The following is a 25,896-nucleotide window of genomic DNA, read 5'->3' on the forward strand; positions in this document are numbered from 1 at the left end:
CAGCGGTGATCAGGCCCAGCTGGAGTGCAGCGGCTTGCCCTCGGCGTAGCCGGCCGCGCTCTGGATACCGACCACGGCCTTCTCGTGGAACTCCTCCAGGCTGGCCGCGCCCGCGTAGGTGCAGGAGCTGCGCACGCCCGCGACGATGGAGTCGATGAGGTCCTCGACGCCCGGACGGGCCGGGTCGAGGAACATCCGGGAGTGCGAGATGCCCTCCTCGAACAGCGCCTTGCGGGCGCGGTCGTACGAGGAGTCCTGGGCGGTGCGGTTGCTCACGGCCCGCTTGGAGGCCATGCCGAAGGACTCCTTGTACTGCCGGCCGTCGGCGGAGGTCTGGAGGTCGCCGGGCGACTCGTAGGTGCCGGCGAACCAGGAGCCGACCATCACGTTGGACGCGCCGGCGGCCAGCGCCATGGCGACGTCGCGCGGGTGGCGCACCCCGCCGTCGGCCCAGACGTGCTTGCCCAGGCGGCGGGCCTCGGCAGCGCACTCCAGCACGGCGGAGAACTGCGGGCGGCCGACGCCGGTCATCATCCGGGTGGTGCACATGGCGCCCGGGCCGACGCCGACCTTCAGGATGTCCGCGCCGGCCTCGACCAGGTCGCGCACACCGGCCGCCGAGACGACGTTGCCCGCGACGATCGGGACCTGCGGGTCCAGCCCGCGCACGGCGCGCAGCGCGCTGATCATCGACTCCTGGTGGCCGTGCGCGGTGTCCACGACCAGGGTGTCGGCGCCGGCCTCCAGCAGGGCCTTGGCCTTGCCGGCGACGTCGCCGTTGATGCCGACGGTGGCGGCGATCCGCAGCTTGCCGGCGGCGTCGACGGCCGGGGTGTAGAGGGTGGCACGCAGCGCGTTCTTGCGGGTGAGCAGGCCGACCAGCCGGCCGTCGCGGTCGACGACGGGGGCGAGCTTGCGGTGCGCCTCGCTGAGCTTGTCGAAGGCGTCGCGCGGGTCGATGCCCTCGTCCAGCAGCAGCAGGTCGCGGGACATCACCTCGGCGAGCGAGGTGAAGCGGTCGACGCCCTGGCAGTCGGAGTCGGTGACGACGCCGACCGGGCGGCCGTCCTCGACCACGACCAGCGCGCCGTGGGCGCGCTTGGGCAGCAGCGAGAGCGCCTCGGCGACGGTGGCGCCGGGGTCGAGGGTGATGGCGGTGTCGTGCACCAGGTGGCGCTGCTTGACCCAGCCGACGACCTCGGCGATGACCTCGGTCGGGATGTCCTGCGGGATGGCGACCAGGCCGCCGCGGCGGGCGACGGTCTCGGCCATCCGACGGCCGGCTATGGCGGTCATGTTGGCCACGACCAGCGGGATGGTGGTGCCGGTGCCGTCGTTGGAGGAGAGGTCGACAGCCTGGCGGGAGCCCACGGCGGATCGGCTGGGGACCATGAAGACGTCGTCGTACGTGAGGTCGTACGAGGGCATGAGGTCGTTCAGGAAGCGCATGAAACGGGGCTCTCTGGCTGGGAGAAATTACACCTCGGGTGCGGGTGCGGCACGGCCGCAGGGCGCACTCGGGAGCCCCTGCACCCAACGTTCGATTCTCCGGTACCGGTAGGACAAACGCCAGCTGGCCGCCGTTTGCTGGGTCTGCGTACAAGCCATGATCAAAGCTCCGCGCGTAGATATGGAGGATCGTCCAAGTCCCGGGCTTTCGCCCCGGCCGGGGCCGCTCCCGTAGCATTCACGCGGTAGACGCGGCGCACGCCGTGATCGGCGAGGCGAGCGGGAACGGCAGAGGCATGGCGGCGGGATTGACGGCGGCAGCGGGCGTGGACACCGGGCAGCAGCGGGGCGACGAGGACATCGAGGAGATCGACTACGGCCCCGGCCTCGACCCCGAGCGGCTCCGGCTCTGCCTGGAGGTGCTGGCCGAGCTGGACGAGCTGCACGTCGACCACCCGGACGCGATCACCGTCCGGCAGGCCGTCGGCGGGATATTCCGCACCCTCAAGCAGCGCCGCCGCCAGGAGACCCGGGCCCGCAAGACCGCCAACGACCGCGAGGTCACCGCGCGCACCGCGACCGGCGCCCCGAGCCGGATCGACGACGAGACGGCCGGCGCCTTCGGCCTGACCACCGTCACCACCTCGGAGATCGCCGGGATCCTGGAGCGCCCCCGCTCCTGCTACGTCTGCAAGCAGCGCTACACCGAGGTCGACGCGTTCTACCACAACCTCTGCCAGGGCTGTGCGGCCAAGAACCGGGCCCGGCGCGACGCCCGCGCCGACCTGACCGGAAAGCGCGCGCTGCTGACCGGCGGCCGCGCCAAGATCGGTATGTACATCGCGCTGATGCTGCTGCGCGACGGCGCGCACACCACCATCACCACCCGCTTCCCCAACGACGCGATCCGCCGCTTCACCGCGATGCCGGACAGCGCCGAGTGGCTGCACCGGCTGAAGATCGTCGGCATCGACCTGCGCGACCCTGCCCAGGTGATGGCGCTGGCCGACGAGGTCGCGGCGGACGGCCCGCTGGACATCCTGATCAACAACGCCGCGCAGACCGTGCGCCGCCCGCCGGAGTCCTACCGGGAGCTGGTCGCCGCCGAGTCGGCGCCGCTGCCGGCCGGCGAGCTGCCGCAGTCGACCACCATCGGCCGGTTCAACAGCGGCAGCGTCGACCTGCCCGCGCTGCCGCGCCAGGCCTCGGACCCCGCCGAGCGGATCTCCGCCGAGGACGTCACCTCGCTCGCCCTGGTCACCGGTTCGGCGACGCCGGAGCGGATCCTGGCCGGGACGGCGATCGACGCCGGCGGCCTGGTCCCGGACCTCGCGGACACCAACAGCTGGGTGCAGACCGTCAACGAGGTCGGCCCGATGGAGCTGCTGGAGGTCCAGCTCTGCAACTCCACGGCGCCGTTCATCCTGATCAGCCGGCTCCGCCCGGCGATGGCCGCCTCGGCGTCCCGCCGCAAGTACGTGGTCAACGTGTCCGCCATGGAGGGCGTCTTCTCCCGCGGCTACAAGGGCGCCGGTCACCCGCACACCAACATGGCCAAGGCCGCGCTCAACATGCTCACCCGCACCAGCGCGGTGGAGATGTTCCAGACCGACGGCATCCTGATGACCGCCGTCGACACCGGCTGGATCACCGACGAGCGCCCGCACCCGGACAAGATGCGCCTGGCCGACGAGGGCTTCCACGCCCCGCTCGACCTGGTCGACGGCGCGGCCCGGGTCTACGACCCGATCGTGCGCGGCGAGCAGGGCGAGGACCTCTTCGGGTGCTTCCTCAAGGACTTCGAGCGCTCCGCCTGGTAACCCGTCGCCCGGCCGCGCCCGCCGCACCGTCACCCGTCGCACCGTCACCCGTCACCCCGTTCGGAGGAACCGACGTGACCCACGCACCGCTGCTCGGCGCCGGAGTGATCGTGCCCACCGGGGACGGCCGGGTGCTGATCGGCCGCCGCACCGCGGTCGGCGAGCCGCCGACCTGGAGCCTGCCCGGCGGCAAGGTCGACCCCGGCGAGTCCTTCGAGCGGACCGCCGCGCGCGAGCTCGCCGAGGAGACCGGGATCGTGCTCCCCGCCGAGGGGATGCGGGTGCTGGCGCTGCTGCTCGACCACGAGCTGGGCCGCCCCCGGCTCACCGCCGCGGTGCTCGCCCCGCCGAGCCTGGCGGTCGCGGTGGTCACCGAGCCGCACGCCTGCGGCGGCTGGGAGCGGGTGCCGCTGGACGCGCTGCCGGAGCCGATGTTCTACCCGTCCGGGCTGGTGCTGGGCGCCTGGAACGCGGAGCTGGGGTTCGCGCCCCGGCCGGGGACGCGTGCCTACCCCGTCCTGGGCCGACCCGGCGCCGGTCCGCACGGGTGACTCCCCGCACTTTGCAAAGTCGCCCGGCCACTTTGCAAAGTGCGGAGCGGCTTTGCAAAGTGGCCGGGACGCACGCACGCGAACCCCGCTCCCCCGGTTCGAGGGGGGCGGGGTTCGCGCTTTCCCGGCGGGGCCGGGCCTCAGCCGTTGCGGGCCGCCTCCGGGCCGGTGATCCGCTTCAGCAGCGGCAGCGTGGAGGCGATGATCCCGAGCGAGGACGCCAGCCCGACCAGCACCAGGCCGAAGAACACCCCGCCGGGCGACACCAGGTCGTAGTCCATCTGCGACTTGAGGAACATCGCGGCCGCGGCGAAGCCCGTCCCGATCGCCAGGGCCGACACCACCAGCAGCGGCAGCGCGCTCTCCAGGCCGATCACCGCCCGCAGCATCCGCAGCGGCGCCCCGGTGAGCCGGAGCATCGCGAACGGCCGGCGCCGGTCGGACAGGCCGGCGACCACACTCACCGCCAGGCTGCAGCCGGCGATCGGCAGGGTGGTGAGCAGCACCACGTCGGCCAGCTGCCGCCAGCCGGCGAGCTCCTTCTGCTGGGCGGAGCCCCAGTCCTGGACCATCCTGGCGTGCTGGTCCGGGAAAGCCCGGCTGAGCAGGGTGCGGACGCGCTCCTTGGCGGCGGTGGTCCCGTCCGTCGTCATGTAGAGCGACAGCACGGGCAGCCGGTCGACGGCCTCGGCGGTGATCGGCGCGGTCGGCCATTCCTTCGCGGCCTGCGAGGTCAGGCTCAGGAAGCCGAACGGCTCGACGGCGGCGACGGCGGCGCCGGGGGCGCAGTGGCCGACCGCCGGGGTCTGGGCGAGGTCGGCGCAGGACACCAGGGAGGCCTCGGGCCAGTCGGGCGGGGCGTCCGGGTCGTGCGCCAGGCCGTCCGGGTTGGCGTGGGCGACGGCGAGGCCCCGGAAGCCGGGCACGGCCCGCAGGTCGGCGAGGACCCGCTCCGGAAGGGCATCGGTCATCGGCGGCTCGCCGGCCATGACACCGTGCTCCACCGCGACCCGGGTCTGCGGGTCTCCGCTGAGCGCGCCGCGGTTGAGGTCGATGGTGCCGATGATGGCGACCGTCGCGGTGGTGACGAACAGGGCCAGGATCAGGCCGGCCACCGAGCGGAACCCGGCTTTGGGGTCGTCGGCGAGCCGACGGACGGCGATCAGGGTGGCCGGGCGGCTGGTCCGGGCGGCGACCAGCCGGGCCACGGCCATGGTCAGCCAGGGGCCGGCGACCACCAGGCCGAACATGACCACCAGGAAGCCGGTCAGGTAGGCGGCGGTCTGGCCGTTGGTGGTCTGCGGGCGGCGGCCGACGAACCAGGCGAGTTCGGCGAGCCCCGCCAGCAGCGGCGCCACCCGCCAGACGGACGGCGGCTTCGGGGTGGCCCGGCGGCTGACGCCGAGCGGGGAGACGGTGACCCGGCGCAGGGCGAGCCGGGCGGCCACGGCGGCGGCGAGCGGGACACCGAGCAGCACGGCCGCGCACTGGACGGCGGTGAGGGTGAGGTCCTCGGTGAAGAAGCGCTCCCCGGTGAACGGGACGGTCGCCACCAGCGGTCGCAGCAGCAGGAACACCACGAAGCCGAGGACGGTGCCGGCCACGGCGGCCAGGGTGGACTCGACGGCCGCGATCGCGGTGATCTGCCGGGGTGTCGCCCCGACCAGGCGCATCGCGGCGTAGCGCTGCTCCCGGGTGGCGGCGGAGAGCCGGGTGGCCGTGCCGATGAAGATCACCACGGGGAACAGCAGCGCCCCGGCGACCACGGAGAGGATCAGTGTCATGGCGTCGCCGCGCACGCCGCCCCCCGGGCAGTCTGCCTGGCAGTCCGGGAGCCGGTCGGCGATGGTGGTGATCGGGCGGGCGCCGGGGCGGGCCGCGAGGGCGGTCCGGTCCTGGCCCTCGACCAGGACCAGGGAGTCCGGGGAGGCGAGCGCGGCCTTGCCGATCTCTCCGACGAGCCGGCCCGGGAAGCGGTCGGCCAGGTGGTCGGCCGGTGTCTCGCGAATCAGTTTCGCGAGGGCGGGCGAGGCGTAGTACTCGCCCGTTGCGGGGAGCTTCGCCATGCCCGGCGGGACGGGCGAGGTCGGACCGGTGGCGGCGACCTCGATGTACAGCAGCCGCTTGCCGTCGTAGAACTCGGGGCCGTGGTCGCGCCACCAGAGCGGATCGACGTTCGCCGTCTCGGTGCGGCTCTTGGCGCCGCTGTTGGACCAGAGCATCCGGTCGTTGGCGGCCCCGACGGCGTTCACGGCGGCGAGCGTGGAGAGCAGCAGGCCGACGCCGACGGCGGTGGCGGCGGTGATGGTGAGCAGCCGGGCGACGGCCTGGCGGCCGCCGCTGACGGCGAGGCGCAGCGCGAAGGTGATCACGGGGCGACCCGCTCCGCCACGCCCGGCGCGTACCCGGTGGAGAGCAGCCGGGCCCGGCCGTCCCGGACCACGGCCTCGCGGTCGGCGTAGGCGGCGACCCGGGGCTCGTGGGTGACCAGGACGACGGTGGTGCCCTGTTCGCGGGCGGCGCCGACCATCAGCTCCATCACCTGCTCGCCGGTGAGCGAGTCCAGCGCGCCGGTCGGCTCGTCGGCGAACAGCACCCGGGGGCGGGTGACCAGGCCGCGGGCGAGCGCGACCCGCTGGGCCTGGCCGCCGGAGAGTTCGCCGGAGCGGCGGCTCCCCAGGCCGTCGAGGCCGAGCCGGGCGAACCAGGGGCGGGCCTCGGCGAGGGCGGCGGCCCGGCGGACGCCGCCGAGCAGCAGCGGCAGGGCGATGTTCTCCTCGGCCGTCAGTTCCGGGACGAGCTGGCCGAACTGGAACACGAAGCCGAACGCGTCCCGGCGCAGGGCGCTGCGCCGGTTCTCGTCCAGCCGGTCGATCCGCTGTCCGTCGAAGTGCACCTCGCCCGCGTCGGGGACGAGGATGCCGGCCAGGCAGTGCAGCAGGGTGGACTTGCCGGAGCCGCTGGCGCCCATCACGGCGAGCACCTCCCCGGCCTCGGCGGCCAGGCTGGCGCCGCGCAGGGCCGGGGTCTCGCCGAAGGCGAGTTCGACGTCGCGGGCTTCTATCAGGGGGCTCATGCGCGTACCTCCGCGGCGAGGGCGTCCAGGCGGGCAGTGGTCAGGTCGATCCAGCGGAGGTCCGCTTCCAGGTGGAAGAGGCCGTGGTCGGCGAGCAGGGCGTCGACCAGCGGGCCGGTGCGGCGCAGTTCGGTCAGCTCGCGCATCCGGCGCAGGTGGGCGGCGCGCTGGGTGTCGAGGTACGCCTCGGCGTCGCGGCCGAGCAGCAGGGCGAGCACGACCTTGGTGAACAGCACCGACTGGAGGGTGGGTTCGGGGGCGACGGGCTCGGCGAGCCAGTGCTCGAACTCGGTCACCCCGGCCTCGGTGATGACGTAGCGCTTGCGTTCGGGCCCGTCGCCGGGCTCGGCCTCGCCGGCGACGACTTTGCCGTCCCGGGCCAGGCGGCCGAGCGTGGAATAGACCTGACCGTACGGCAGGGGCTTGCCGCGCCCGAAGAAGGCGTCGTAGTCGCGCTTGAGGTCGTAGCCGTGGCTCGGCTCGCGCTCCAGCAGCCCGAGAAGGGTGAGGGGAACACTCATAGGAAGAACATACACCAGGGATATACACCGAGTGTATAGCTCGCGAGAATACGGCTATGACCTGCGAAAACACCGTGTCGCCCGACCAGGCGGGCCGATCCTGGGGCCCTGGAACGCCGCAGGCGGGGGACGGCCCCAAAACCCGTCCCCCGCCCTGCACGGCGGCCCGGCGAGCCCCCACAGCGGGCCGGACCACCGCGCCCCCGGCACGGGGGGCGCGGCCGGTGCCAGCCTGCCCCTTCGACCCCCGGCCCGCCGAGGGCCGAACGTCCCGGTCCCGGCACCCGGCCGGGGACCGGGAGTCCCTCGCCCCGGCCGGGTGACCGACTCTTGTGCCCGGGGGCGGTGCCGGGGGAAATTGGAGTCGACGGGGCCCACGCACGCCAACCGCCGTGAGGAGCACGCATCGTGTCCAGGACACCCCGCCCGGCCCGCACCGTGCCGCCGCCCCGGCGGGCCGGCCGCGCGCTGCGCCGCGCCCTCGGCCGCCGCCGCACCGTCCGGGCCCGCGAACCCCTCGCCCGCCCGGTCGACCGCGCCCGCAGCCGCGCCTGGCTCGCCGCCGGCCTCGCCCTGGTCCTCGGCCTGGCCGGGGTCGCCGGCGCCGCCGTCCTCGGCCACCGCGCCGCCGGGCGCACCGCCGAGGCCGACCGCGGCCGACTGCACCGCACCGAGGCACTCGTCCTCGGGCGGCTCCGCGCCGAGGACACCGGCGCCGGCCGGTGGAGCGGCGGCTACGAGAAGCGGGTCGACACCTCGGTCTCCTGGACCTCCCCCGACGGCCTGGCCCGCACCGGCACCGTCGAGGTCCCGCGCAGCGCCGCCACCGGATCCACCGTCACCCTCTGGGTCGACGACGACGGGCGGCCCGCCACTCCCCCGGCCACCGCGGTCGGCCTGGCCGTGGGGGTGGTCTGCACCGGCCTGGCCGGCGCAGCCGTCCTGGCAGCCCTGATCGGCTGCCTGCTCACCCTGCGGCTGCGCGCCCTCGACCGGCGGGCCGCCCGCGACTGGGAACGCTCCTGGGCGCACTGGGAGCCCCGCTGGTCCGGCCGCACCAGCCAGCCGCAGGACGACTGACAACACACCGAGCACCCTCGAACCCCCGATGGAGACGCCCTTGTTCAGCACCGAACGGCTGACCGCCCGCCTCTGGCAGCACGCCGACGCCGAGCGCGCGTTCGACACCTACTCCCGCTGGGAGGTCGCCCAATGGCTGGGCGCCACCCCGAAGGCCCTGGAGTCGCCCGCCGAGGTACCGGCCGTGATCGACCGCTGGCGGCAGCGCTCGGCCGACCCCCGCTACGGGATCTGGGCCCTGGAGCGCAAGGACACCGGCGTGGTGGCCGGCTCGGTGATCCTGATCCCGCTGCCGGACGAGGACGGCACCGGCAACGGCGAGATCGAGGTCGGCTGGCACCTGCACCCCGACTCCTGGGGCCACGGCTTCGCCACCGAGGCCGCCCGTGCCACCCTCGCCAAGGGCTTCGCCGACGGCCTCACCGAGATCCACGCCGTGGTCCGCCCCGGCAACGACCGCTCCGCCGCGGTCTGCCGCCGCCTCGGCATGACCCCGCTGGGCCGCACCACCCGCTGGTACGGCGCCGAGTTCGACGCCTTCCTCGCCACCCGCCCCTGAGCCCCGGCACCCTCCCGACCTGCACCCTCCCGACCGGGTACCCCTGGAGAGCCGGCCGGTCAGCGGGCCGGGTCGGGGTGGGTCCAGGGGGCGGCGGGGTGGCCGGAGGCGTGGTGGGTGAGGGCGGCGACGGCGAGGAGGAGGACCAGGGCGGCGGCGAGGGCGACCGGGACGGCGGCGTGCAGGACGAGCACGGCGCCGAGCAGGGCGCCCGCGAACATCCAGGCGGCCGAGGCCAGTCGGCGGGGACCGGCGCGCTCGGCGGCCAGGGCGGTGAGGGTCATCGTCAGCACGGTGGTGGTCAGGTCCGGCACCTTGAGCGCGCGGACGACCGCGTTCTGCAGGCCCATCGCGCCGCCCAGCACGCAGATCAGGGTGTAGCGGACCGGTTCGGCGGTGTGGCCGAGGGTCGCGGCGAGGACGGCGCAGCCGGCGAACAGGACCGACTGGACCGCCACGGTGAGGACCAGCAGCCGCCCGCGGTGGGCGGGGCGGCGCCGGGCGAGGTGCCCGCCCGCGAGCGCGCCGGCCAGGAAGGCGGCGAGGGCGGCCAGCGAGGCGCGCGCGGAGAGGCCGGGCGCGCCGGCCAGGGCGAAGCCGAGGAAGATCACATTGCCGGTCATATTGGCGACGAAGACGTGTCCGAGGGCGAGGTAGCTCACGGCGTCGACCAGTCCGGTGACCACGGTGAGCAGCAGCAGCATCGCCACCAGCGGCCCGTGCCGGGGGTCGCGCATCCTGGCCCTCCTGCCGGTCGCCCTCGCCTTCCGGCAGCCTAACCGGGACGCGCCCGGTGGGGCCCGACGCACGTGCGTCGGGCCCCACCGGGCGGAGCGTCCGTCAGACGGCGAGCGTCGGGCGGTGGTGGTCCAGCCAGAGCGCGAGGTCGACGACGCGCTCCAGCCGGAGCCGGTGGCCCCACTCCAGCTGGTCGGCCGGCGTGTCCAGACTGGCCTTGATGACCGTCTCGTCGGCGATGTCGCGCACGTGCGGCGCGTCCAGCGCCTCGCGGGCGAGCCGCTGGAGCCCGCTGTTGTAGTCGGCGTGGTGGGTCGCCGGGTAGTGGTTCTTGGGCCGCCACAGCACCGAGTCCGGGGCGATGCCCTGGCCGGCCGCGCGCAGCAGGCTCTTCTCCCGGCCGTCGTAGCTCTTCATCGCCCAGGGGGCGTTGAACGCGTACTCGACCAGCCGGTGGTCGCAGTACGGCACCCGCACCTCCAGGCCCTGGGCCATCGAGAGGCGGTCCTTGCGGTGCAGCAGCTGGCGCAGCCAGCGGGTCATCGACAGGTGCTGCATCTCGCGCTGGCGGTGCTCCTCGGGGCTCTCGCCGTCCGCGTGCGGGACGGCGGCCAGCGCGCTGTGGTAGGTGTCGTCGCGGAACTCGGCGATCCGCAGGTGGGCGGCGAGGTCCGGGTTGATCGGCATGGCCGCCTCGTCGCCGGTGACGAGCAGCCAGGGGAAGGTCTGCGCGGCGAGCGCCTTGGGGTTGTGGAACCACGGGTAGCCGCCGAACACCTCGTCGGCGGCCTCGCCGGAGAGCGCGACCGTGGAGTGCTTGCGGATCTCGCCGAACAGCAGGTAGAGCGAGGTGTCCATGTCGCCGACGCCGATCGGCGAGTCCCGGGAGACGACGACGGCGCGGCGGTGCTCCAGGTCCAGCAGGGTGCGCGGGTCGAGCACCACGGTGGAGTGGTCGCTGCCGATGAACGCGCCGGCCTCGGCGGCGAACGGGGTGTCGTGGCCGGTGCGCAGCACGTCGCCGGTGAACTGCTCCGCCTGGTCGCTGTAGTCGACCGCGTAGGAGCGCAGCTTGGCGTCCGGGCCCTCCTGGAGGCGCAGTTCGTCGGCGACCAGGGCGGTGACGATGGTCGAGTCCAGGCCGCCGGAGAGCAGGCTGCAGAGCGGGACGTCGGCCTCCAGCTGGGCGCGGGCGGCGAGGTTGACGAGCTCGCCGATCCGCTCCTTGGTGGCCTCCAGGTCGTCGGTGTGCGGGCGGGCGGTGAGCTCCCAGTAGCGGGTCTCGCGGACGCCACTGCGGTCGAGGACGAGCAGGGCGCCGGGGTGGACCTCGCGGACGCCGGACCAGACCGTGGGGCCGGTGTTGAAGAGCAGGCTGTAGGCCTCGCGCAGGCCGTCGGCGTCCACCGTGGGGGTGATCTCCGGGTGGGCGAAGAGCGCCTTGGGCTCGGAGCCGAAGGCGACGCCGCCGTCGATCTCGGCCCAGAACAGCGGCTTGACGCCGAGGCGGTCGCGGACCAGCAGAAGGCGCTGCTCGCGCTCGTCCCAGACGGCGAAGGCGTACATGCCCTCCAGCCGCTCGACGAGGGCGTCGCCCCACTCCTGGTAGGCGCGGAGCACCACCTCGGTGTCGCTGCGGGTCTCGAAGCGGTGGCCCTTGGCGCGGAGTTCGGCGCGCAGCTGGTGGTGGTTGTAGACCTCGCCGCTGTAGGTGAGGACGACGCCGGGCTCGTCCCGGCGGTCGGGCATCGGCTGGGCGCCGCCGTCGATGTCGATGACGGCGAGGCGGCGGTGGCCGAGGGCGGCGTGGCGGCCGAGCCAGACACCGCCGGCGTCGGGGCCGCGCAGGGTCATGGTGGCGGTCATCGCCTCGATGACGGGGGCGCTGTGGCGGACGTCCTGGTGGAAGGACACCCAGCCGGTGATTCCGCACATGCGCGAGCACTCCTTGGACGAGCTTGGACAACGAACTTGGACGAGCTTGGGCGAGCTTGGACAGGCTCGGGCGAGCAGACGATCGGATCCGGACCACCAGTCGGGTGAGCACCCGTGGTGGTTCCACGGATTCGGACACATTTCCGGCCATGTGCTGTCGACACCGGCATTTTGAACACGTTCAGGTCGACCGCTAGGGTGCGCACGACCAATCGTTCGAGGGGGGAATCCGCGATGAGGATCGTCATACCCGGCGGGACCGGCCATATCGGGCGCATCCTGGACCGGGCGCTCACCGCCGACGGCCACGAGGTCCTGGTGCTGACCCGCCGGCCCCGGCGCGACCAGGAGATCTACTGGGACGGCCGCTCGCTGGGCCGCTGGACCGCCGCGATCGACGGCGCCGACGCCGTCGTCAACCTCGCCGGGCGCAGCGTCGACTGCCGCTACACCGAGGAGAACCTGCGCGACATGATGGACTCCCGGGTGCACTCCACCCGGGCCGTCGGCCGCGCGATCGCGGGCGCCCGCCGCCCTCCCCGGGTCTGGCTGCAGATGAGCACCGCCACCATCTACGCCCACACCTACGGCGCCCCGCACGACGAGGACACCGGCGTCATCGGCGGCGACGAGCCCGGCGTGCCCGCGTACTGGGAGCGCAGCGTGCGGATCGCCCGCGCCTGGGAGCGCGAGCAGACCGAGGCGGCCACCCCGCACACCCGGCGGGTCGCGCTGCGCTGCGCCATGGTGATGAGCCCGGAGGCCGGCGGCGCCTTCGACCAGCTGGTGCGGCTGGCCAGGACCGGCCTGGGCGGGTCGGTCGACGGCGGCGGGCAGTACCTGTCGTGGATCCACGACCGGGACCTGGTCCGCGCGGTCCGCTTCCTGATCGACCGGGAGGACATCGCCGGACCGGTCAACCTGGCCGCGCCGACGCCGGTGCCGCAGCGGGTGTTCATGCGGACGATCCGGCGGGCCAAGGGCATCCCGGTTGGGCTCCCGGCCACCCGGTGGATGGCCGAACTCGGCGCGTTCGCGCTCCGCTCGGACACCGAGCTGCTGCTGAAGAGCCGGGCGGTGACCCCGGGGCGGCTGCTGGCGGCGGGGTTCGGCTTCGAGCACCCGCACTGGTCCGCGGCGGCCACCGACCTGCTCCGGCGGACGGGCCGCTGAGCTCGGCCCTACGATGGGCGGCGGGCACGGGGACGGAACGACGGAGGAGCGGACGGGTGCTGCGCGGACTGGGCGATCTGGAGGCCGAGATCATGGACCGGCTCTGGTCCTGGGGCCGCCCGGCCACCGTGCGCGAGGTCGTCGACGACCTGCGGCGGCAGCGCCCCGTCGCGTACACCACCGTCAACACCGTCGCCGACATCCTGCACGGCAAGGAGTGGCTGCGGCGGAGCAAGGTCGGCCGGGCCTGGGTCTACGAGCCGACCTGCACCCGGGAGTCGTACACCGCCCAGCTGATGCACCAGGCCCTGGAGACCAGCCCGGACCGCGCCGGGGCCCTGCTGCACTTCGTCGACCGGATCAGCGGCGACGAGGCGACGGCCCTGCTCGCCGCCCTGGAGCAGGTCAAGGCGCGGGACGACGACCGGTGACCCTCGCCCTGCTGGCGCTGCACCTGCTCCTGGTCGGCTTCCTGTTCCCGCGGCGGCTGGCCGGCTCGCCGCGGCTCCAGGCCCGGCCGGCCCTCGGCGCGGGCGTCTGGCTCGCGCTGATGGCCTCCTTCGGCAGCGGGCTGCTGCTGGCCGCGCACCACCTGGTGGCACCGATCGGGCACGAACCGGCCGGCCTCGTCGGCCTGCTCCCGCACCTGGAGTCGGCCGTCGCGCCGCACGCCCACGACTGGTGGGCCCCGGTGGCGGCCGGCGGCGCGGTCGCGGCGGTCACCGCCGTGCTCGCCGCGCGGGCCGCCCGGGCCCGGCGGCGGCACCGGGAGACGCTCGACCTGGTCGCCACCCGGGACCCGGGGCGCCGGCTGCTCGTCCTGGAGGACCCCCGGCCCGCCGTCTACTGCCTGCCCGGCTACCGGGCCCGGGTGGTGGCCACCCGGGGCGCCGTCGACCTGCTGGACGAACGGCGGCTCGCCGCGGCCGTCGCCCACGAGTACGGACACCTGCGCGGCCGCCACCACCTGGTCCTGCTCGCCGCCGACACCTTCGCGCTCCTCCTCGGCCGGCTCCCGCTGGCCCGGCTCGGGCGGGCGGAGGTGGCGCTGCTGCTGGAGATGGCGGCCGACGACGCCGCGCTCGCCCGGGTGACCCCCGCCGAACTCGCGGGCGCGCTCTGCGCCCTGGCCACCGCCGGGGCCGGGCCGGGACCGGCCGGCCTCGCCGCCGCGTCCACCGGTGTGCTCGCCCGTGTCCAGCGCCTCGCCCGCACCCCCGCGCCCCCGGCCCCCGCCTACCGCCTGGCCGCCCTCGCCGCCCCGCTCCTCCCCTACCTGCTGGCCTGCGCCCCGCACCCGTGATCGCCGTGGCGTTCGGCGTGACTAGGGTGACCGCATGGATCTCACCGGTTTCCCCTTCACCGCCACCGACTGGAACCAGGTCGACGAGGAGCGCAAGCCGGGCGAGCGCGGGGAAGTGACCAGCCGCGTGCAGCAGTTCGGCGAGGTCAGGGTCCGGCGGGTGGACTACAGCCCGGGCTACGTCGCCGACCACTGGTGCCGCAAGGGGCACGTGCTGTACGTCCTGGAGGGCGAGCTCGTGACCACGCTCGACGACGGCCGCGTCGTGGTCACCGGCCGGGGCGGCAGCTACCAGGTGGCCGACGACGCGGAGGCCCACCGCTCCAGCGCGCCGAACGGCGCCAGCCTGCTGATCGTCGACTGAGGGCGGCGGGCGCCCCGGCCGTTGAGAGCAGCAGGCACCCCGGCCGCCATCGACGCCTCAGGGCCGGACGGCGCCGACGTAGGGCATGGTGTCGATCGGGAGGACCTCCACGTTCTTCCCCGTGCGCGGGGCGTGGATCATCTTGCCGTCGCCGATGTAGAGGCCGACGTGGTGCAGGTCGCCGTAGAAGAAGACCAGGTCGCCCGGCTGGAGGTCGGCGCGGGCGATGCGGGAGCCGGCGTTCCACTGGGACTGGGAGACGCGCGGCAGCTGGACCCCGGCCGCGCGGTAGGCGGCGCCGGTGAGGCCGGAGCAGTCGTAGCCGGACGGGCCGGTGGCGCCCCAGACGTACGGCTTGCCGAGCTGGGAGTAGGCGAACTGGACCACGGCGGCGGCCCGTCCGGAAACGGGGCCGGTGAAGGCGGGCCGCTCGGCGGCGGAGCGGGAGGCCCGGGTGGCGGCGGCCTCCTGGGCGTTGACCTTGGCCCGGTCGGCGGCGCTCAACTTGTTGAGCAGCGCCTGGGCCTTGGCCAGCTTGTCCTGGACCGCCTTCTTCTCGCCCGCGAGCGCGGCGGCCGCCTGGTCGAGCTGGGCGAGGGTGGCGGTCGCCTCGGCGCGGTCCTGGTCGAGCCGGCGCTGCTCGGCCAGGGCCTGGCGCAGCAGGGCCGCCTGCGAGTCGACGACCTGGTTCTGGGCGGAGGCCCGGGCCAGGTAGGCGCCGGGGTCGGCATCGAGCATCAGCTGGACGGACGGGTCGATGCCGCCGTTGCGGTACTGGTCGGCCGCGATGCCGCCGAGCTGGGTGCGCAGCTCGTTCATCGCGTCCTGGCCCCGGGCCACCTTCTCCTGGATCCGGCCCGCCTCGCCCTGGAGCTTCTGCTGCTTCTCCTGGAAGCCGTTGTAGCGCTCGATCGACTGCTCGGCCTCCTCGTTGAGCCGGTCGACCTCCTCCTTCACGGCGGCGAGGCCCGGCGTCGGCTCGGCCTGGGCGGGCCCGGCGGTGAGGACGACGCCGCCGGCCATCGCGGTCGTGAGGACCGCCAGACGGGCCCGGCTGGGCGGGCTGGGCTTGCGGCGCTTTCCCATGCTGGCGGTCTCCTGGCGGCGAGAAGGGGTGAAGCCGGACCGTAGGGACCGTCAAGGACCGAACGGCGCGAACACGGGCGGGTGAACGGGCAGGCCGGCGTGCGCCGGGGGTGCAGCGCCCGCTCCGCCCGCGTTCTCCTAAGTAATTTAGTAGATGACCGCCGGGCTTGCGCAAGCCGCCCGCCCCCAACCGCCGGGCCCTGCCCCCGCGCACCCCCTCACAACCCCCTGGTGGCACCGGTAGTGCAACAGAGTGCACAGAGAGGGCAAGGTCACACCCTTCGCCTCTCCTGCGCTCCCGCGAGCGGGCGCTAACCTGCGGGGCATGACGGTCCCGCCCGAAGGGCTTCCCCTGGCCGCCGAGTTCCCGGCCGCCCACCGCGCGCAGTGGCAGACCCTCGTCGAGGGTGTGCTCCGCAAGGCGGGGGCGCAGCCCGAGGACGGCGCCGCGGCCGAGCACGCGCTCGGTACCGCGCTCCAGGACGGGCTGCGCGCCCGCCCGCTGTACACCGCCGAGGACGCCCCGGCCGACCCCGGCCTCCCCGGCTTCCCGCCGTTCGTGCGCGGCGCCCGGCCGCAGGGCGCCACCGTCTCGGGCTGGGACGTCCGCCAGCGGCACAGCGACCCCGATCCGCGCCGCACCAACCAGGCCGCGCTGGCCGACCTGGAGCACGGCGGCGGCTCGCTCTGGCTGGAGCTCGGCGGGTCCGGACTGCCCGTCACCGCGCTGGGCGAGGCGCTCACCGGCGTCTACCTCGACCTGGCCGCCGTGGTCCTCGACGCGGGTGCCGAGTTCCCAGCCGCCGCCGAACAGCTGTTCGCGCTGTACCGCGAGCGCGAGGTCTCCCCCGGCTCCGCCGTCGCCACCCTCGGCGCCGACCCGCTCGGCCTCCAGGCCCGCACCGGCGACGCCGCGCGCACCGACGCCCTGCTCGCCGAGGCCGCCTCGCTCGCCACCCGCTGCGCCGAGGGCTACCCCGGCGTGCGCGCGCTGGCCGTCGACGCCCTGCCGTACCACGGCGCCGGCGCCTCCCCCGCGCAGGAACTGGGCGCCTCGGTCGCCACCGGCGTCGCCTACCTGCGCGCGCTCACCGCCGCCGGACTCTCCGTGGACGCCGCGCTCGGCCAGCTGGAGTTCCGCTACGCCGCCGACGCCGACCAGTTCCTGACGATCGCCAAGCTCCGCGCCGCGCGCCGGCTCTGGGCCCGGGTCGCCGAGGCCAGCGGCGCCACCCCCGCAGCCTCCGCGCAGCGCCAGCACGCCGTCACCTCCGACGTGATGATGACCGCCCGCGACCCGTGGGTGAACATGCTGCGCACCACCATCGCCTGCCTGGCCGCCGGTGTCGGCGGGGCCGACGCGGTGACCGTGCTGCCGTTCGACACCGCCGTCGGCCTGCCGGACGCCTTCGCCCGCAGGATCGCCCGCAACACCCAGGCGATCCTGCTGGAGGAGTCGCACCTCGCCCGGGTCGTCGACCCGGCCGGCGGCTCCTGGTACGTGGAGCGGCTGACCGACGAACTCGCCCACGCCGCCTGGGCCTGGTTCCAGGAGATCGAGCGGGCCGGCGGCCAGCGCGCCGCGCTGGAGTCCGGACTGGTCGAGCAGCGGATCGCCGCCACCTGGGCCGAGCGCTCGGTCCGGCTCGCCAAGCGGCGCGAACCGGTCACCGGCGTCAGTGAGTTCCCCAACCTCGGCGAGCAGGCGCTCGTCCGCGAGCCCGCCCCGGCCGGCCCCGGCGGCGGACTGCCGACCGTGCGGCGGGCCGAGGCCTACGAGGCACTGCGCGACCGCTCGGACGCGCACCTCGCCGCCACCGGCGGCCGCCCGGCGCTGTTCCTGGCCTCGATCGGCACCGCCTCCGCGCACACCGCGCGCACCACCTTCGCCGCCAACCTGTTCCAGGCCGGCGGCATCGCCACCACCGCGCACGAGGGCACCGACCCGGCGGCCTTCGCCGAGGCGTTCGCCGCCAGCGGCGCCGCGGTGGCCTGCCTCTGCTCCAGCGACGCCCTGTACGGCGAACACGCCGAGGCGGTGGCCTCCGCACTGGCGGCGGCCGGCGCGCGGCGCGTCCTGCTGGCCGGCCGGCCGGGCGAGAACCCGCCCGCGGGCGTGGACGGCTTCGTCTTCGCCGGCGGCGACGCCGTCGCCGTCCTCACCTCCCTGCTCGACGAGATCGGAGTGGCCCGATGATCCCCGACTTCACCGCGATCGGGCTCGACCCGGACGCCGACGGCGCCCCCGCCGCCCGTCCGGACGCCACGGCCACCACCAGCGCCGGCGCCACCACCACGGCCACCGCCGCCGCCACCGAGGGCCAGTGGCGCGCCGCCTGGCGGCAGGCCACCGGCAAGGACGTCGACGAGCAGCTCTGGGACACCCCCGAGGGCATCGGCGTCAAGCCGCTGTACACCGCCGAGGACCTCGCCGGGCTGGACTTCCTGGGCACCTACCCGGGCATCGCCCCGTACCTGCGCGGCCCGTACCCGACGATGTACGTCAACCAGCCGTGGACGGTCCGGCAGTACGCGGGCTTCTCCACCGCCGAGGAGTCCAACGCCTTCTACCGCCGCAACCTCGCGGCCGGTCAGAAGGGCCTGTCGGTCGCCTTCGACCTGCCGACCCACCGCGGCTACGACAGCGACCACCCGCGGGTCACCGGCGACGTCGGCATGGCGGGCGTGGCGATCGACTCGATCTACGACATGCGCCAGCTGTTCGACGGCATCCCGCTGGACCGGATGTCCGTCTCGATGACCATGAACGGCGCGGTGCTGCCCGTACTGGCGCTGTACATCGTGGCGGCCGAGGAGCAGGGGGTGCCGCCGGAGAAGCTGGCCGGGACCATCCAGAACGACATCCTCAAGGAGTTCATGGTCCGCAACACGTACATCTACCCGCCGCAGCCCTCGATGCGGATCATCTCCGACATCTTCGCGTACACCTCGCAGAAGATGCCCCGGTACAACTCGATCTCCATCTCCGGCTACCACATCCAGGAGGCCGGGGCCACCGCCGACCTGGAGCTGGCCTACACCCTGGCCGACGGCGTCGAGTACCTGCGGGCCGGACTGGACGTCGGCCTGGACGTGGACGCGTTCGCGCCCCGGCTGTCGTTCTTCTGGGCGATCGGCATGAACTTCTTCATGGAGGTCGCCAAGCTGCGCGCGGCCCGGCTGCTCTGGGCCAAGCTGGTCAAGCAGTTCGACCCGAAGAACGCCAAGTCGCTGTCCCTGCGCACCCACTCGCAGACCTCCGGCTGGTCGCTCACCGCCCAGGACGTCTTCAACAACGTCGCCCGCACCTGCGTGGAGGCGATGGCCGCCACCCAGGGCCACACCCAGTCGCTGCACACCAACGCGCTGGACGAGGCGCTCGCGCTGCCGACCGACTTCTCCGCCCGGATCGCCCGCAACACCCAGCTGCTGCTGCAGCAGGAGTCCGGCACCTGCCGGGTCATCGACCCGTGGGGCGGCTCGGCCTACGTCGAGAAGCTCACCCACGACCTCGCGAACCGCGCCTGGCAGCACATCCAGGAGGTCGAGGCAGCCGGCGGCATGGCCAAGGCCATCGACGCCGGCATCCCCAAGCTGCGGGTCGAGGAGGCCGCCGCCCGCACCCAGGCGCGGATCGACTCCGGCCGCCAGCCGGTGATCGGCGTCAACAAGTACCGGGTGGAGAGCGACGAGCAGATCGACGTGCTCAAGGTCGACAACTCCGCGGTGCGCGCCGCCCAGATCGAGAAGCTTCGCCGGCTGCGCGCGGAGCGCGACGAGACCGCCACCCGCGCCGCCCTGGACGCGCTCACCCGGGCCGCCGAGGCCGGGCCCTCGCGCGGCGGCTCGCTCGACGGCAACCTGCTGCACCTCGCCGTGAACGCCGCCCGCGCCAAGGCCACCGTCGGCGAGATCTCCGACGCCCTGGAGAAGGTGTACGGCCGCCACTCGGGCCAGATCCGTACCATCTCCGGTGTGTACCGAGACGAAGCGGGCGCCTCCGCCCCCCTGCAGCGCACCCGGGAACTGGTCGAGCGGTTCGAGCGGGCCGAGGGCCGCCGCCCCCGCATCCTGGTCGCCAAGATGGGCCAGGACGGCCACGACCGCGGCCAGAAGGTGATCGCCACCGCCTTCGCCGACCTCGGTTTCACCGTGGACGTGGGCCCGCTGTTCCAGACCCCCGCCGAGGTCGCCCGGCAGGCCGTCGAGGCGGACGTGCACATCGTCGGCGTCTCCTCGCTCGCCGCCGGCCACCTCACCCTGGTGCCCGCGCTGCGCGCCGAACTCGCCGCCGCCGGACGCGAGGACATCACCATCGTGGTCGGCGGGGTGATCCCCCCGCAGGACTTCGACGCCCTCTACGAGGCGGGCGCCGCGGCGGTCTTCCCGCCCGGCACGGTGATCCCGGAGGCCGCCTACGACCTCCTGAAGTCGCTCGCCGCCGACCTCGGCCACGAGATCTGAGGCCCGGGTCGGATGCCGCCCCGGACGATCGACCTCGACAGCTACGCGACGGGTGTGCGGGAGGGCTCGCGCGCGTACATCGCGCGGGCCATCACCCTCGTCGAGTCCACCCGGCCCGACCACCGCGCGCTGGCGCAGCAGCTGCTGACGCGGCTGCTGCCGCACTCCGGCGGAGCGGTCCGGGTGGGCATCACGGGGGTGCCCGGGGTCGGCAAGTCGACCTTCATCGACGCCTTCGGCACCATGCTCACCGCGCAGGGTCACAAGGTCGCGGTGCTGGCCGTCGACCCGACCTCCAGCCGGACCGGCGGCTCGATCCTGGGTGACAAGACCCGGATGGAACGCCTGGCGGTGGACCCGAACGCCTTCGTCCGGCCGTCCCCGACCTCCGGCACCCTCGGCGGGGTGGCCAAGGCCACCCGGGAGTCGATGCTGGTGATGGAGGCGGCGGGCTACGACGTGGTGCTGATCGAGACGGTCGGCGTCGGCCAGTCCGAGACCACCGTGGCCGGCATGGTCGACTCCTTCCTGCTGCTCTCGCTGGCCCGCACCGGCGACCAGCTGCAGGGCATCAAGAAGGGCGTCCTGGAACTCGCCGACGTCATCGCCGTCAACAAGGCCGACGGCCCGCACGAACTCGACGCCAAGGCCGCCGCCCGCGAACTCGCGGGCGCGCTGCGCCTGTTGCAGGCTCCCGACGCGCCGTGGACGCCGCCCGTGCTGACCTGCTCGGGCCGCGACGGGGGCGGGCTGGACGTGCTCTGGGAGCGCCTCCAGCAGCACCGCAAGGTCCTGGACGCGACCGGCGCACTGGCCGCCAAGCGCCGCGACCAGCAGGTGGAGTGGACGTGGGCGATGGTCCACGACCAGCTGCTGGCCCGGCTCCACTCCCACCCCGAGGTGGGCCGCCTGGTCCCGGAGCTGGAGCGGCGGGTGCGCGAGGGCACGATGACCGCGACACTCGCGGCGGACAGAATCCTGGACGCCTTCAGCACGCCACCCGCGAGCTGAGCACGAGGCCGAGCGCCGTGCCCCACCCATGCGTGGGGCACGGCGCTTCGTGCTGCTCGGGGAACTCGAACCAGACCACCTTGCCGTCCCCCTGTGGGTACCAGCCCCATGCATCGGCGAGGACCTCCACCAGCAACAGCCCCCGCCCACCCGTCGCTTCGACCCCGCGCTCCCGCCGCGGGAGCGCGGGGCACCGGTCGAACACCTCGACTCTCAGGCGCCCCGGCCGCCGCAACACGGTCACGGCACAACGGTCCCCGGTGTGCAGCAGCGCGTTGGCACACAGCTCCAGGTCCCTGAGGGCGTCGTCCGCGAGCGGCACACCCCATTCCCGCACGATCGCCCCCACCAGCCACCGCGCCGCCGGCACCGCCTCCGGTGCCGGCGGCGTCCCCCAGTCCAGCGGAACCGGGAACCGGGCACTGCTGAGCGGGCTGACCACCATGAACGCCTCCACGTCGACGGGGCAGGAGTGCTGCCGGTGCGAGGCCGCGCGTCGAACAGAGCGACCTGTCACCGGCAGTCAACAACTCGTCACGTGTATGGGACGATCGATGATGCGGCGCCCGCATACGCGTATGCGCGCGCCGCATCGGAGCGCGTCACCGGCCCCGGGCGGGCCCGTAGCTTTGGGTGGGCTGGTGAACTGGAACTCGGTCGCGGTCCGGGAAGCGTCCCGGACCGGGAACTACGGGAAGATCGTCGAACTGGCGCGAACCTACCGGCGGCTGACCCAACTGCAGTTGGGCGCGGCGTGCGGACTGTCGCAGTCGGCCGCCTCCCGGCTGGAGAAGCGCGGCAGCGGACCGTACGCCATGGACGTCCTGCTGCGGATCTCACGACATCTGGAGATCCCGCCGGCCGTGCTGGGCCTGGCAGGCCCGCCGATGCGGACGACGAAGGGAGGCGAGAACGTGGAGAGGCGTCAGTTCCTCGGCGCGGCGGCGGCGATCGCCGTCGCCGCGCCCGTTCTCGCCGTCGTCGACCACGTCATGGACGAGACCGAGCCGCAGGCAGCGGCGCTCCGGCTCGCCACGACCTCGTACCGGAGGCTGGACGGATCGACGCCCTCCCGCGAGCTGGCCGAGGCCGTGCACGCGCATCTGCGGCTGATTCAGGGACTCATGCGAACGGCACCGACCGAGGCCGCACGGACAGGACTCGCCGGTGTCGCGAGCGAGGCCGCGAGCCTGGCGGCCTGGCTGGCCTGGGACATGGGCGACCACGGCTCGGCGCGTTCGTTCTACGGGGCCGCGATCAAGGCCGCCCGGTCGAGTTCGAACCCACTCCTCACGGCCTACCAGTCAGGAAGTCTCGCCCAGTTCGAAGCGCACTCCGGCAACGCCGTCCAAGCACTGAGCCTTGCACGAAGCGCTCGAAGGTGCCTCGAACCGGAGTATCCGCCGATCGCCGACGCCTGGCTCTCGTCGGTCGAGGCCCTGGGACATGCCGCTGCGGGCGATCGGCGAAGCGCCGATCGCGCGTTGATGCGGAGCCGAGCAGTGATTGAAGGCAGCTCAGACGGGGAACGACCGCCCTGGCCCTGGGTGTTCACCTTCGACGAGTCAAAGATCGCCGCAGTTCGCGTGACCTGCGGCGCCAAACTGGGGCTCACGGCGTGGACATCCACGGTTGTCCACACTCCCACTGCGACTGGTCATGCGAAACAGCGGGCACTGATGTTCATGGATGTGGCGGCGGGCCACTTGGCCGCTGGGCGGGTCGAGGCGGCGTTCGCGCTCGGCGGCCAAGCCCTGGAGATCGGCCTCCAGTACCGCTCGGGACGGATCGTCGAAAGAGGACGTTCCCTGCGGAGATCGTTCAGCACGTCCTCGCCGTCCAAGGCCGTTCGTGAATTCGACGAGCGGCTGCACGGCGTACACCTCTAGGAAGGAGCACGATGCGGATCGGGATCACGGGGCACCGGGGGCTGGATGCCGAGCTGGAGCGGAAGGTCCGGCAGTTGCTGGCCGACTCCCTGGCGGCGGAGGACGCGTCCGAACTCACGGTCGTGTCCTGCATCGCGGACGGGCCGGACGCGTGGATCGCCGAGCTCGCGCTCCACCGGGGTGCCCGGCTCGAAGTGGTCGTCCCCGCCCAGCGGTACCGCGACGGCCTGCCGGAGTGGCATCACCCGGTCTACGACCGCCTCCTCCGGGACGCCTCCGAGGAGCACCGCACCGGCCGGGTGGAGTCGGACGAGGCCGCTCACATGGCCGGGAGCGAGCTGCTCGTCGGCCGGGTCGACCGGCTGATCGCCGTCTGGGACGGCCTGCCCGCCCGGGGCTTCGGCGGGACGGCGGACGTCGTCGCCCACGCCCGGCGGCTGGGCATTCCCGTCCAGGTGCTCTGGCCCGCCGGGGCCCGGCGCTGATCGATCGAGGAAGGGGAGAAGCATGGGATTCGGCCTCGTTGCCCGGTTCGTGGCCCGTGATGCGACAGCCGCTCACGCCTTCGACGAACTGGCACGGGAAGCACTCGAAGGGATCCGCGCCGAGGAGCCCGGGACTCTCGTCTACGTCAATCACGCCGTGCCGGACGAGCCGCGCGTCCGGATCTTCTACGAGCTGTACGCGGACCGCGAGGCGTTCGAGGAGCACGAGCGGCAGCCTCATGTCCGCCGGTTCCTGGCCGAGCGCGGCCGGTACCTCGAATCGTTCGACGTGACCTTCCTGGACAAGATCGACGGCAAGGGGTCTGCCTGACACGCACGAAAGGGCCCCCGGACGGTTCGCACCTTCGGGGGCCCTTCGTTACCTGCCCTGCCCTGGGTCAGGTGTTTGTGGGCGGCTCACCCCAAAAATGCAGGGTCAGGCGCTCTTCGCCGCCGTGAAGCGGGCCGAGACGTCCTGCCAGTTGACGACGTCCCACAGGCGGGTGACGTAGTCGGGGCGGACGTTGCGGTACTGCAGGTAGTAGGCGTGCTCCCAGGCGTCGAAGGCCAGCAGCGGGGTGGTGCCCTGGCCGACGTTGCCGTGGTGGTCGTAGACCTGCTCGACGATCAGGCGGCCGGCCAGCGGCTCCCAGGAGAGGATGCCCCAGCCCGAGCCCTGGACGCCGGTGGTGGCGGTGCTCAGCTGCTTCTTGAAGGCGTCGAAGCTGCCGAAGTGCTCGGTGATGGCGTCGGCCAGCTCGCCCTCGGGGCGGTCGCCGCCCTCCGGGGAGAGGTTCTGCCAGAACAGCGAGTGCAGCACGTGGCCGGACAGGTGGAAGGCGAAGGTCTTCTGCAGCCCGACCAGGCCGCCGAACTGCTCCTTGTCCCGCGCCTCGGCGAGCTGCTCAAGGGTGTCGTTGGCGCCCTTGACGTACGCGGCGTGGTGCTTGGAGTGGTGCAGCTCCAGGATCTCCGCGGACATCGCGCGCTCCAGCGCGGAGTAGTCGTACGGGAGGTCGGGAAGCGAGTAGGTGCTCATCAGGAGACGGGCCCTTTCGGCGAGTTCAACGGTGACGATCGTGCCGGGTCAACACTATTGCGTATCAGTTGCAGAAACTAAGCACCGGCTCCTGCGTATTCCTCCCACCCCGGAGATCTTCACCGCGGATCCTTGTTGCACAATAGTTGCAGGTAGTAGAAGCAAGCAATAAAGGTGGACACTGTGGCCGGATCGCCGGTGGTGCTGGGCATCGAGTCGTCCTGCGACGAGACCGGCGCGGGGCTGGTGCGCGACGGCGTACTGCTCGGCCAGGCGGTGGCGTCCTCGATGGACGAGCACGCCCGCTACGGCGGCGTGGTCCCCGAGATCGCCGCCCGCGCGCACCTCCACGCGATGGCGCCGGTCGTCGACGAGGCCCTGCAACGGGCCGGGCTCACCCTCGCCGACGTCGGGGCGGTGGCGGTGACGACCGGTCCGGGCCTGGCCGGGGCACTGCAGATCGGGGTGGCGGCCGCCAAGGCCTACTCCTTCTCGCTCGGCGTCCCGCTGTACGGGGTGCACCACCTCGCCGGGCACGTGGCCGCCGCGACGCTCGACGGCGGGCCGCTGCCCGACCCGTGCGTCGTGCTCATCGTCTCGGGCGGGCACACCTCGCTGCTGCTGGTGCGCGACCTGGCGCGCGACCCGGTGGTCCACCTCGGGGACACCCTGGACGACGCGGCCGGCGAGTGCTTCGACAAGGTCGCCCGGATCCTGCGCCTGCCCTACCCGGGCGGGCCCGCGATCGACCGGGCCGCCCGGGACGGCGACCGGCGCGCGGTGCGCCTGCCGCGCCCGCTGAGCGGGCCGAACGACCCGCCCTACGCCTTCTCCTTCTCCGGCCTGAAGACCGCCGCCGCCCGCTGGGTCGAGGCGCAACGGGCCGCCGGTGCCGAGCCGAACGTCCCGGACGCGGCCGCCGCGCTGCAGGAGGCGATCGCCGACGTGCTGACCCGCAAGGCCGTCAGGGCCTGCCTGGACCACGGGATCGGCACCCTGGTGGTGGTAGGCGGGGTGGCCGCCAACTCGCGGGTGCGGGAGCTGGCCGAGCGGCGCTGCGCCTCGGCCGGGATCGCGCTGCGGGTGCCGCCGCTGCGGCTGTGCACCGACAACGGGGCGATGGTCGCGGCCGTCGGCGACCTGCTGGTCCGGGCCGGTGCCGAGCCGGCCCCGGCGGACCTCTCGGTCGACCCCTCGGCCCCGCTGGAGGCGGCGGCGCTCACCCCTCGGGCCGCCGCGACCCTCGCCCCGCGCGGCTCCGCCGCACCGGCCGCCTGAGCCCTACCAGGACAAATGCCCCACCTCGGGGCCCCCTGACAACGTTTCGGTTGCGGCGAACGATTATTCGACCCC

At 73.8% G+C, this 25,896-nt stretch carries 24 protein-coding genes; 15 read left to right on the forward strand and 9 right to left on the reverse strand.

Annotated features, from left to right (window positions below; genetic code table 11):
* Window positions 1–9: 9 nt before the first annotated feature.
* A complete protein-coding gene (locus OG715_RS08640) occupies window positions 10–1,449 on the reverse strand; it encodes a GuaB1 family IMP dehydrogenase-related protein (RefSeq protein WP_045941697.1) in 1,440 nt (479 codons plus the stop codon).
* A 296-nt stretch (window positions 1,450–1,745) separates the two neighbouring features.
* Here OG715_RS08640 and OG715_RS08645 point away from each other — a divergent pair, with 296 nt between their 5' ends.
* On the forward strand, window positions 1,746–3,269 hold the full coding sequence (locus OG715_RS08645; protein WP_266275834.1) for an SDR family NAD(P)-dependent oxidoreductase: 1,524 nt from the start codon (window positions 1,746–1,748) through the stop codon (window positions 3,267–3,269).
* A 74-nt stretch (window positions 3,270–3,343) separates the two neighbouring features.
* Complete coding sequence (locus tag OG715_RS08650) at window positions 3,344–3,820, forward strand: nucleotide triphosphate diphosphatase NUDT15 (RefSeq protein WP_266275832.1); 477 nt, start codon at window positions 3,344–3,346, stop codon at window positions 3,818–3,820.
* Between the two features lie 140 nt (window positions 3,821–3,960).
* On the opposite strand, the gene OG715_RS08655 is transcribed toward OG715_RS08650, so the two are convergent.
* The 3 genes from OG715_RS08655 to OG715_RS08665 are packed head-to-tail and all read right to left on the reverse strand — an operon-like array spanning window position 3,961 to window position 7,417.
* Window positions 3,961–6,192 carry an FtsX-like permease family protein gene (locus tag OG715_RS08655; protein ID WP_266275830.1) on the reverse strand — a complete coding sequence of 744 codons (2,232 nt, stop codon included), beginning with the start codon at window positions 6,190–6,192 and terminating at the stop codon, window positions 3,961–3,963.
* A complete protein-coding gene (locus tag OG715_RS08660) occupies window positions 6,189–6,896 on the reverse strand; it encodes an ABC transporter ATP-binding protein (RefSeq protein WP_045941700.1) in 708 nt (235 codons plus the stop codon). Before OG715_RS08660 ends, OG715_RS08655 begins: the two co-directional genes overlap by 4 nt.
* Entirely contained in the window at window positions 6,893–7,417 is a 525-nt protein-coding gene (locus OG715_RS08665) for a PadR family transcriptional regulator (protein ID WP_045941701.1), read from the reverse strand. Before OG715_RS08665 ends, OG715_RS08660 begins: the two co-directional genes overlap by 4 nt.
* 408 nt (window positions 7,418–7,825) lie before the next feature.
* On the opposite strand from OG715_RS08665, the gene OG715_RS08670 reads away from it, so the two are divergent.
* Both OG715_RS08670 and OG715_RS08675 read left to right on the forward strand, forming a co-directional pair.
* Window positions 7,826–8,497 (forward strand): Rv1733c family protein, encoded by a 672-nt coding sequence (locus tag OG715_RS08670; RefSeq protein ID WP_266275828.1) that lies wholly within the window; start codon window positions 7,826–7,828, stop codon window positions 8,495–8,497.
* 40 nt (window positions 8,498–8,537) lie between these two features.
* On the forward strand, window positions 8,538–9,056 hold the full coding sequence (locus OG715_RS08675; protein ID WP_327064129.1) for a GNAT family N-acetyltransferase: 519 nt from the start codon (window positions 8,538–8,540) through the stop codon (window positions 9,054–9,056).
* Between the two features lie 59 nt (window positions 9,057–9,115).
* On the opposite strand, the gene OG715_RS08680 is transcribed toward OG715_RS08675, so the two are convergent.
* Window positions 9,116–9,793, reverse strand: coding sequence for a YoaK family protein (locus OG715_RS08680; protein WP_266275825.1), 678 nt, complete (start codon window positions 9,791–9,793; stop codon window positions 9,116–9,118).
* 103 nt (window positions 9,794–9,896) lie between these two features.
* Complete coding sequence (gene asnB, locus OG715_RS08685; RefSeq protein WP_266275824.1) at window positions 9,897–11,729, reverse strand: asparagine synthase (glutamine-hydrolyzing); 1,833 nt, start codon at window positions 11,727–11,729, stop codon at window positions 9,897–9,899.
* A gap of 234 nt (window positions 11,730–11,963) precedes the next feature.
* On the opposite strand from asnB, the gene OG715_RS08690 reads away from it, so the two are divergent.
* From OG715_RS08690 to OG715_RS08705, 4 genes are read left to right on the forward strand one after another with little or no spacing between them, the layout of a single operon-like run.
* Window positions 11,964–12,902 (forward strand): TIGR01777 family oxidoreductase, encoded by a 939-nt coding sequence (locus OG715_RS08690; protein WP_266275823.1) that lies wholly within the window; start codon window positions 11,964–11,966, stop codon window positions 12,900–12,902.
* A gap of 59 nt (window positions 12,903–12,961) precedes the next feature.
* The gene (locus OG715_RS08695; protein ID WP_266277382.1) at window positions 12,962–13,333 is read left to right on the forward strand and encodes a BlaI/MecI/CopY family transcriptional regulator; all 372 of its coding nucleotides are present in this window, start codon (window positions 12,962–12,964) and stop codon (window positions 13,331–13,333) included.
* Window positions 13,330–14,205 (forward strand): M56 family metallopeptidase, encoded by an 876-nt coding sequence (locus OG715_RS08700; protein ID WP_266275821.1) that lies wholly within the window; start codon window positions 13,330–13,332, stop codon window positions 14,203–14,205. The genes OG715_RS08695 and OG715_RS08700 overlap by 4 nt, the downstream gene beginning before the upstream one ends.
* A 34-nt stretch (window positions 14,206–14,239) precedes the next feature.
* Entirely contained in the window at window positions 14,240–14,569 is a 330-nt protein-coding gene (locus OG715_RS08705) for a DHCW motif cupin fold protein (protein ID WP_266275820.1), read from the forward strand.
* A gap of 57 nt (window positions 14,570–14,626) precedes the next feature.
* Here the strand turns inward: OG715_RS08705 and OG715_RS08710 are convergent, their stop codons facing one another.
* A complete protein-coding gene (locus OG715_RS08710) occupies window positions 14,627–15,655 on the reverse strand; it encodes a C40 family peptidase (protein WP_266275819.1) in 1,029 nt (342 codons plus the stop codon).
* A gap of 325 nt (window positions 15,656–15,980) precedes the next feature.
* Between OG715_RS08710 and OG715_RS08715 the strand changes: the two genes are divergently transcribed.
* From OG715_RS08715 to meaB, 3 genes are read left to right on the forward strand one after another with little or no spacing between them, the layout of a single operon-like run.
* Window positions 15,981–17,852, forward strand: coding sequence for a methylmalonyl-CoA mutase subunit beta (locus OG715_RS08715; RefSeq protein ID WP_266275817.1), 1,872 nt, complete (start codon window positions 15,981–15,983; stop codon window positions 17,850–17,852).
* Complete coding sequence (gene scpA, locus OG715_RS08720) at window positions 17,849–20,119, forward strand: methylmalonyl-CoA mutase (RefSeq protein WP_266275815.1); 2,271 nt, start codon at window positions 17,849–17,851, stop codon at window positions 20,117–20,119. The genes OG715_RS08715 and scpA overlap by 4 nt, the downstream gene beginning before the upstream one ends.
* A 12-nt stretch (window positions 20,120–20,131) precedes the next feature.
* Window positions 20,132–21,130, forward strand: a complete 999-nt coding sequence (meaB, locus tag OG715_RS08725) for a methylmalonyl Co-A mutase-associated GTPase MeaB (RefSeq protein ID WP_030396408.1) — start codon at window positions 20,132–20,134, stop codon at window positions 21,128–21,130.
* Here meaB and OG715_RS08730 read toward each other — a convergent pair.
* Window positions 21,108–21,575 (reverse strand): ATP-binding protein, encoded by a 468-nt coding sequence (locus OG715_RS08730; RefSeq protein ID WP_266275814.1) that lies wholly within the window; start codon window positions 21,573–21,575, stop codon window positions 21,108–21,110. The two genes, meaB and OG715_RS08730, sit on opposite strands and share 23 nt — an antisense overlap.
* Window positions 21,576–21,771: 196 nt before the next feature.
* Between OG715_RS08730 and OG715_RS08735 the strand changes: the two genes are divergently transcribed.
* The 3 genes from OG715_RS08735 to OG715_RS08745 are packed head-to-tail and all read left to right on the forward strand — an operon-like array spanning window position 21,772 to window position 23,835.
* Window positions 21,772–23,019 carry a helix-turn-helix domain-containing protein gene (locus OG715_RS08735; RefSeq protein ID WP_266275812.1) on the forward strand — a complete coding sequence of 416 codons (1,248 nt, stop codon included), beginning with the start codon at window positions 21,772–21,774 and terminating at the stop codon, window positions 23,017–23,019.
* Window positions 23,020–23,030: 11 nt separating this feature from the next.
* Window positions 23,031–23,504: a hypothetical protein gene (locus OG715_RS08740; RefSeq protein ID WP_266275811.1), complete on the forward strand. Its 474-nt coding sequence runs from the start codon at window positions 23,031–23,033 to the stop codon at window positions 23,502–23,504.
* A gap of 22 nt (window positions 23,505–23,526) precedes the next feature.
* The gene (locus tag OG715_RS08745) at window positions 23,527–23,835 is read left to right on the forward strand and encodes a putative quinol monooxygenase (protein WP_266275809.1); all 309 of its coding nucleotides are present in this window, start codon (window positions 23,527–23,529) and stop codon (window positions 23,833–23,835) included.
* A gap of 105 nt (window positions 23,836–23,940) precedes the next feature.
* On the opposite strand, the gene OG715_RS08750 is transcribed toward OG715_RS08745, so the two are convergent.
* Window positions 23,941–24,543: a superoxide dismutase gene (locus OG715_RS08750; protein WP_043472659.1), complete on the reverse strand. Its 603-nt coding sequence runs from the start codon at window positions 24,541–24,543 to the stop codon at window positions 23,941–23,943.
* A 183-nt stretch (window positions 24,544–24,726) separates the two neighbouring features.
* Between OG715_RS08750 and tsaD the strand changes: the two genes are divergently transcribed.
* Entirely contained in the window at window positions 24,727–25,821 is a 1,095-nt protein-coding gene (tsaD, locus tag OG715_RS08755; protein ID WP_266275807.1) for a tRNA (adenosine(37)-N6)-threonylcarbamoyltransferase complex transferase subunit TsaD, read from the forward strand.
* The last annotated feature ends 75 nt before the right edge of the window (window positions 25,822–25,896 follow it).

It is taken from the genome of Kitasatospora purpeofusca, from assembly GCF_036010405.1.
In the GTDB taxonomy this organism is placed as follows: domain Bacteria; phylum Actinomycetota; class Actinomycetes; order Streptomycetales; family Streptomycetaceae; genus Kitasatospora; species Kitasatospora purpeofusca.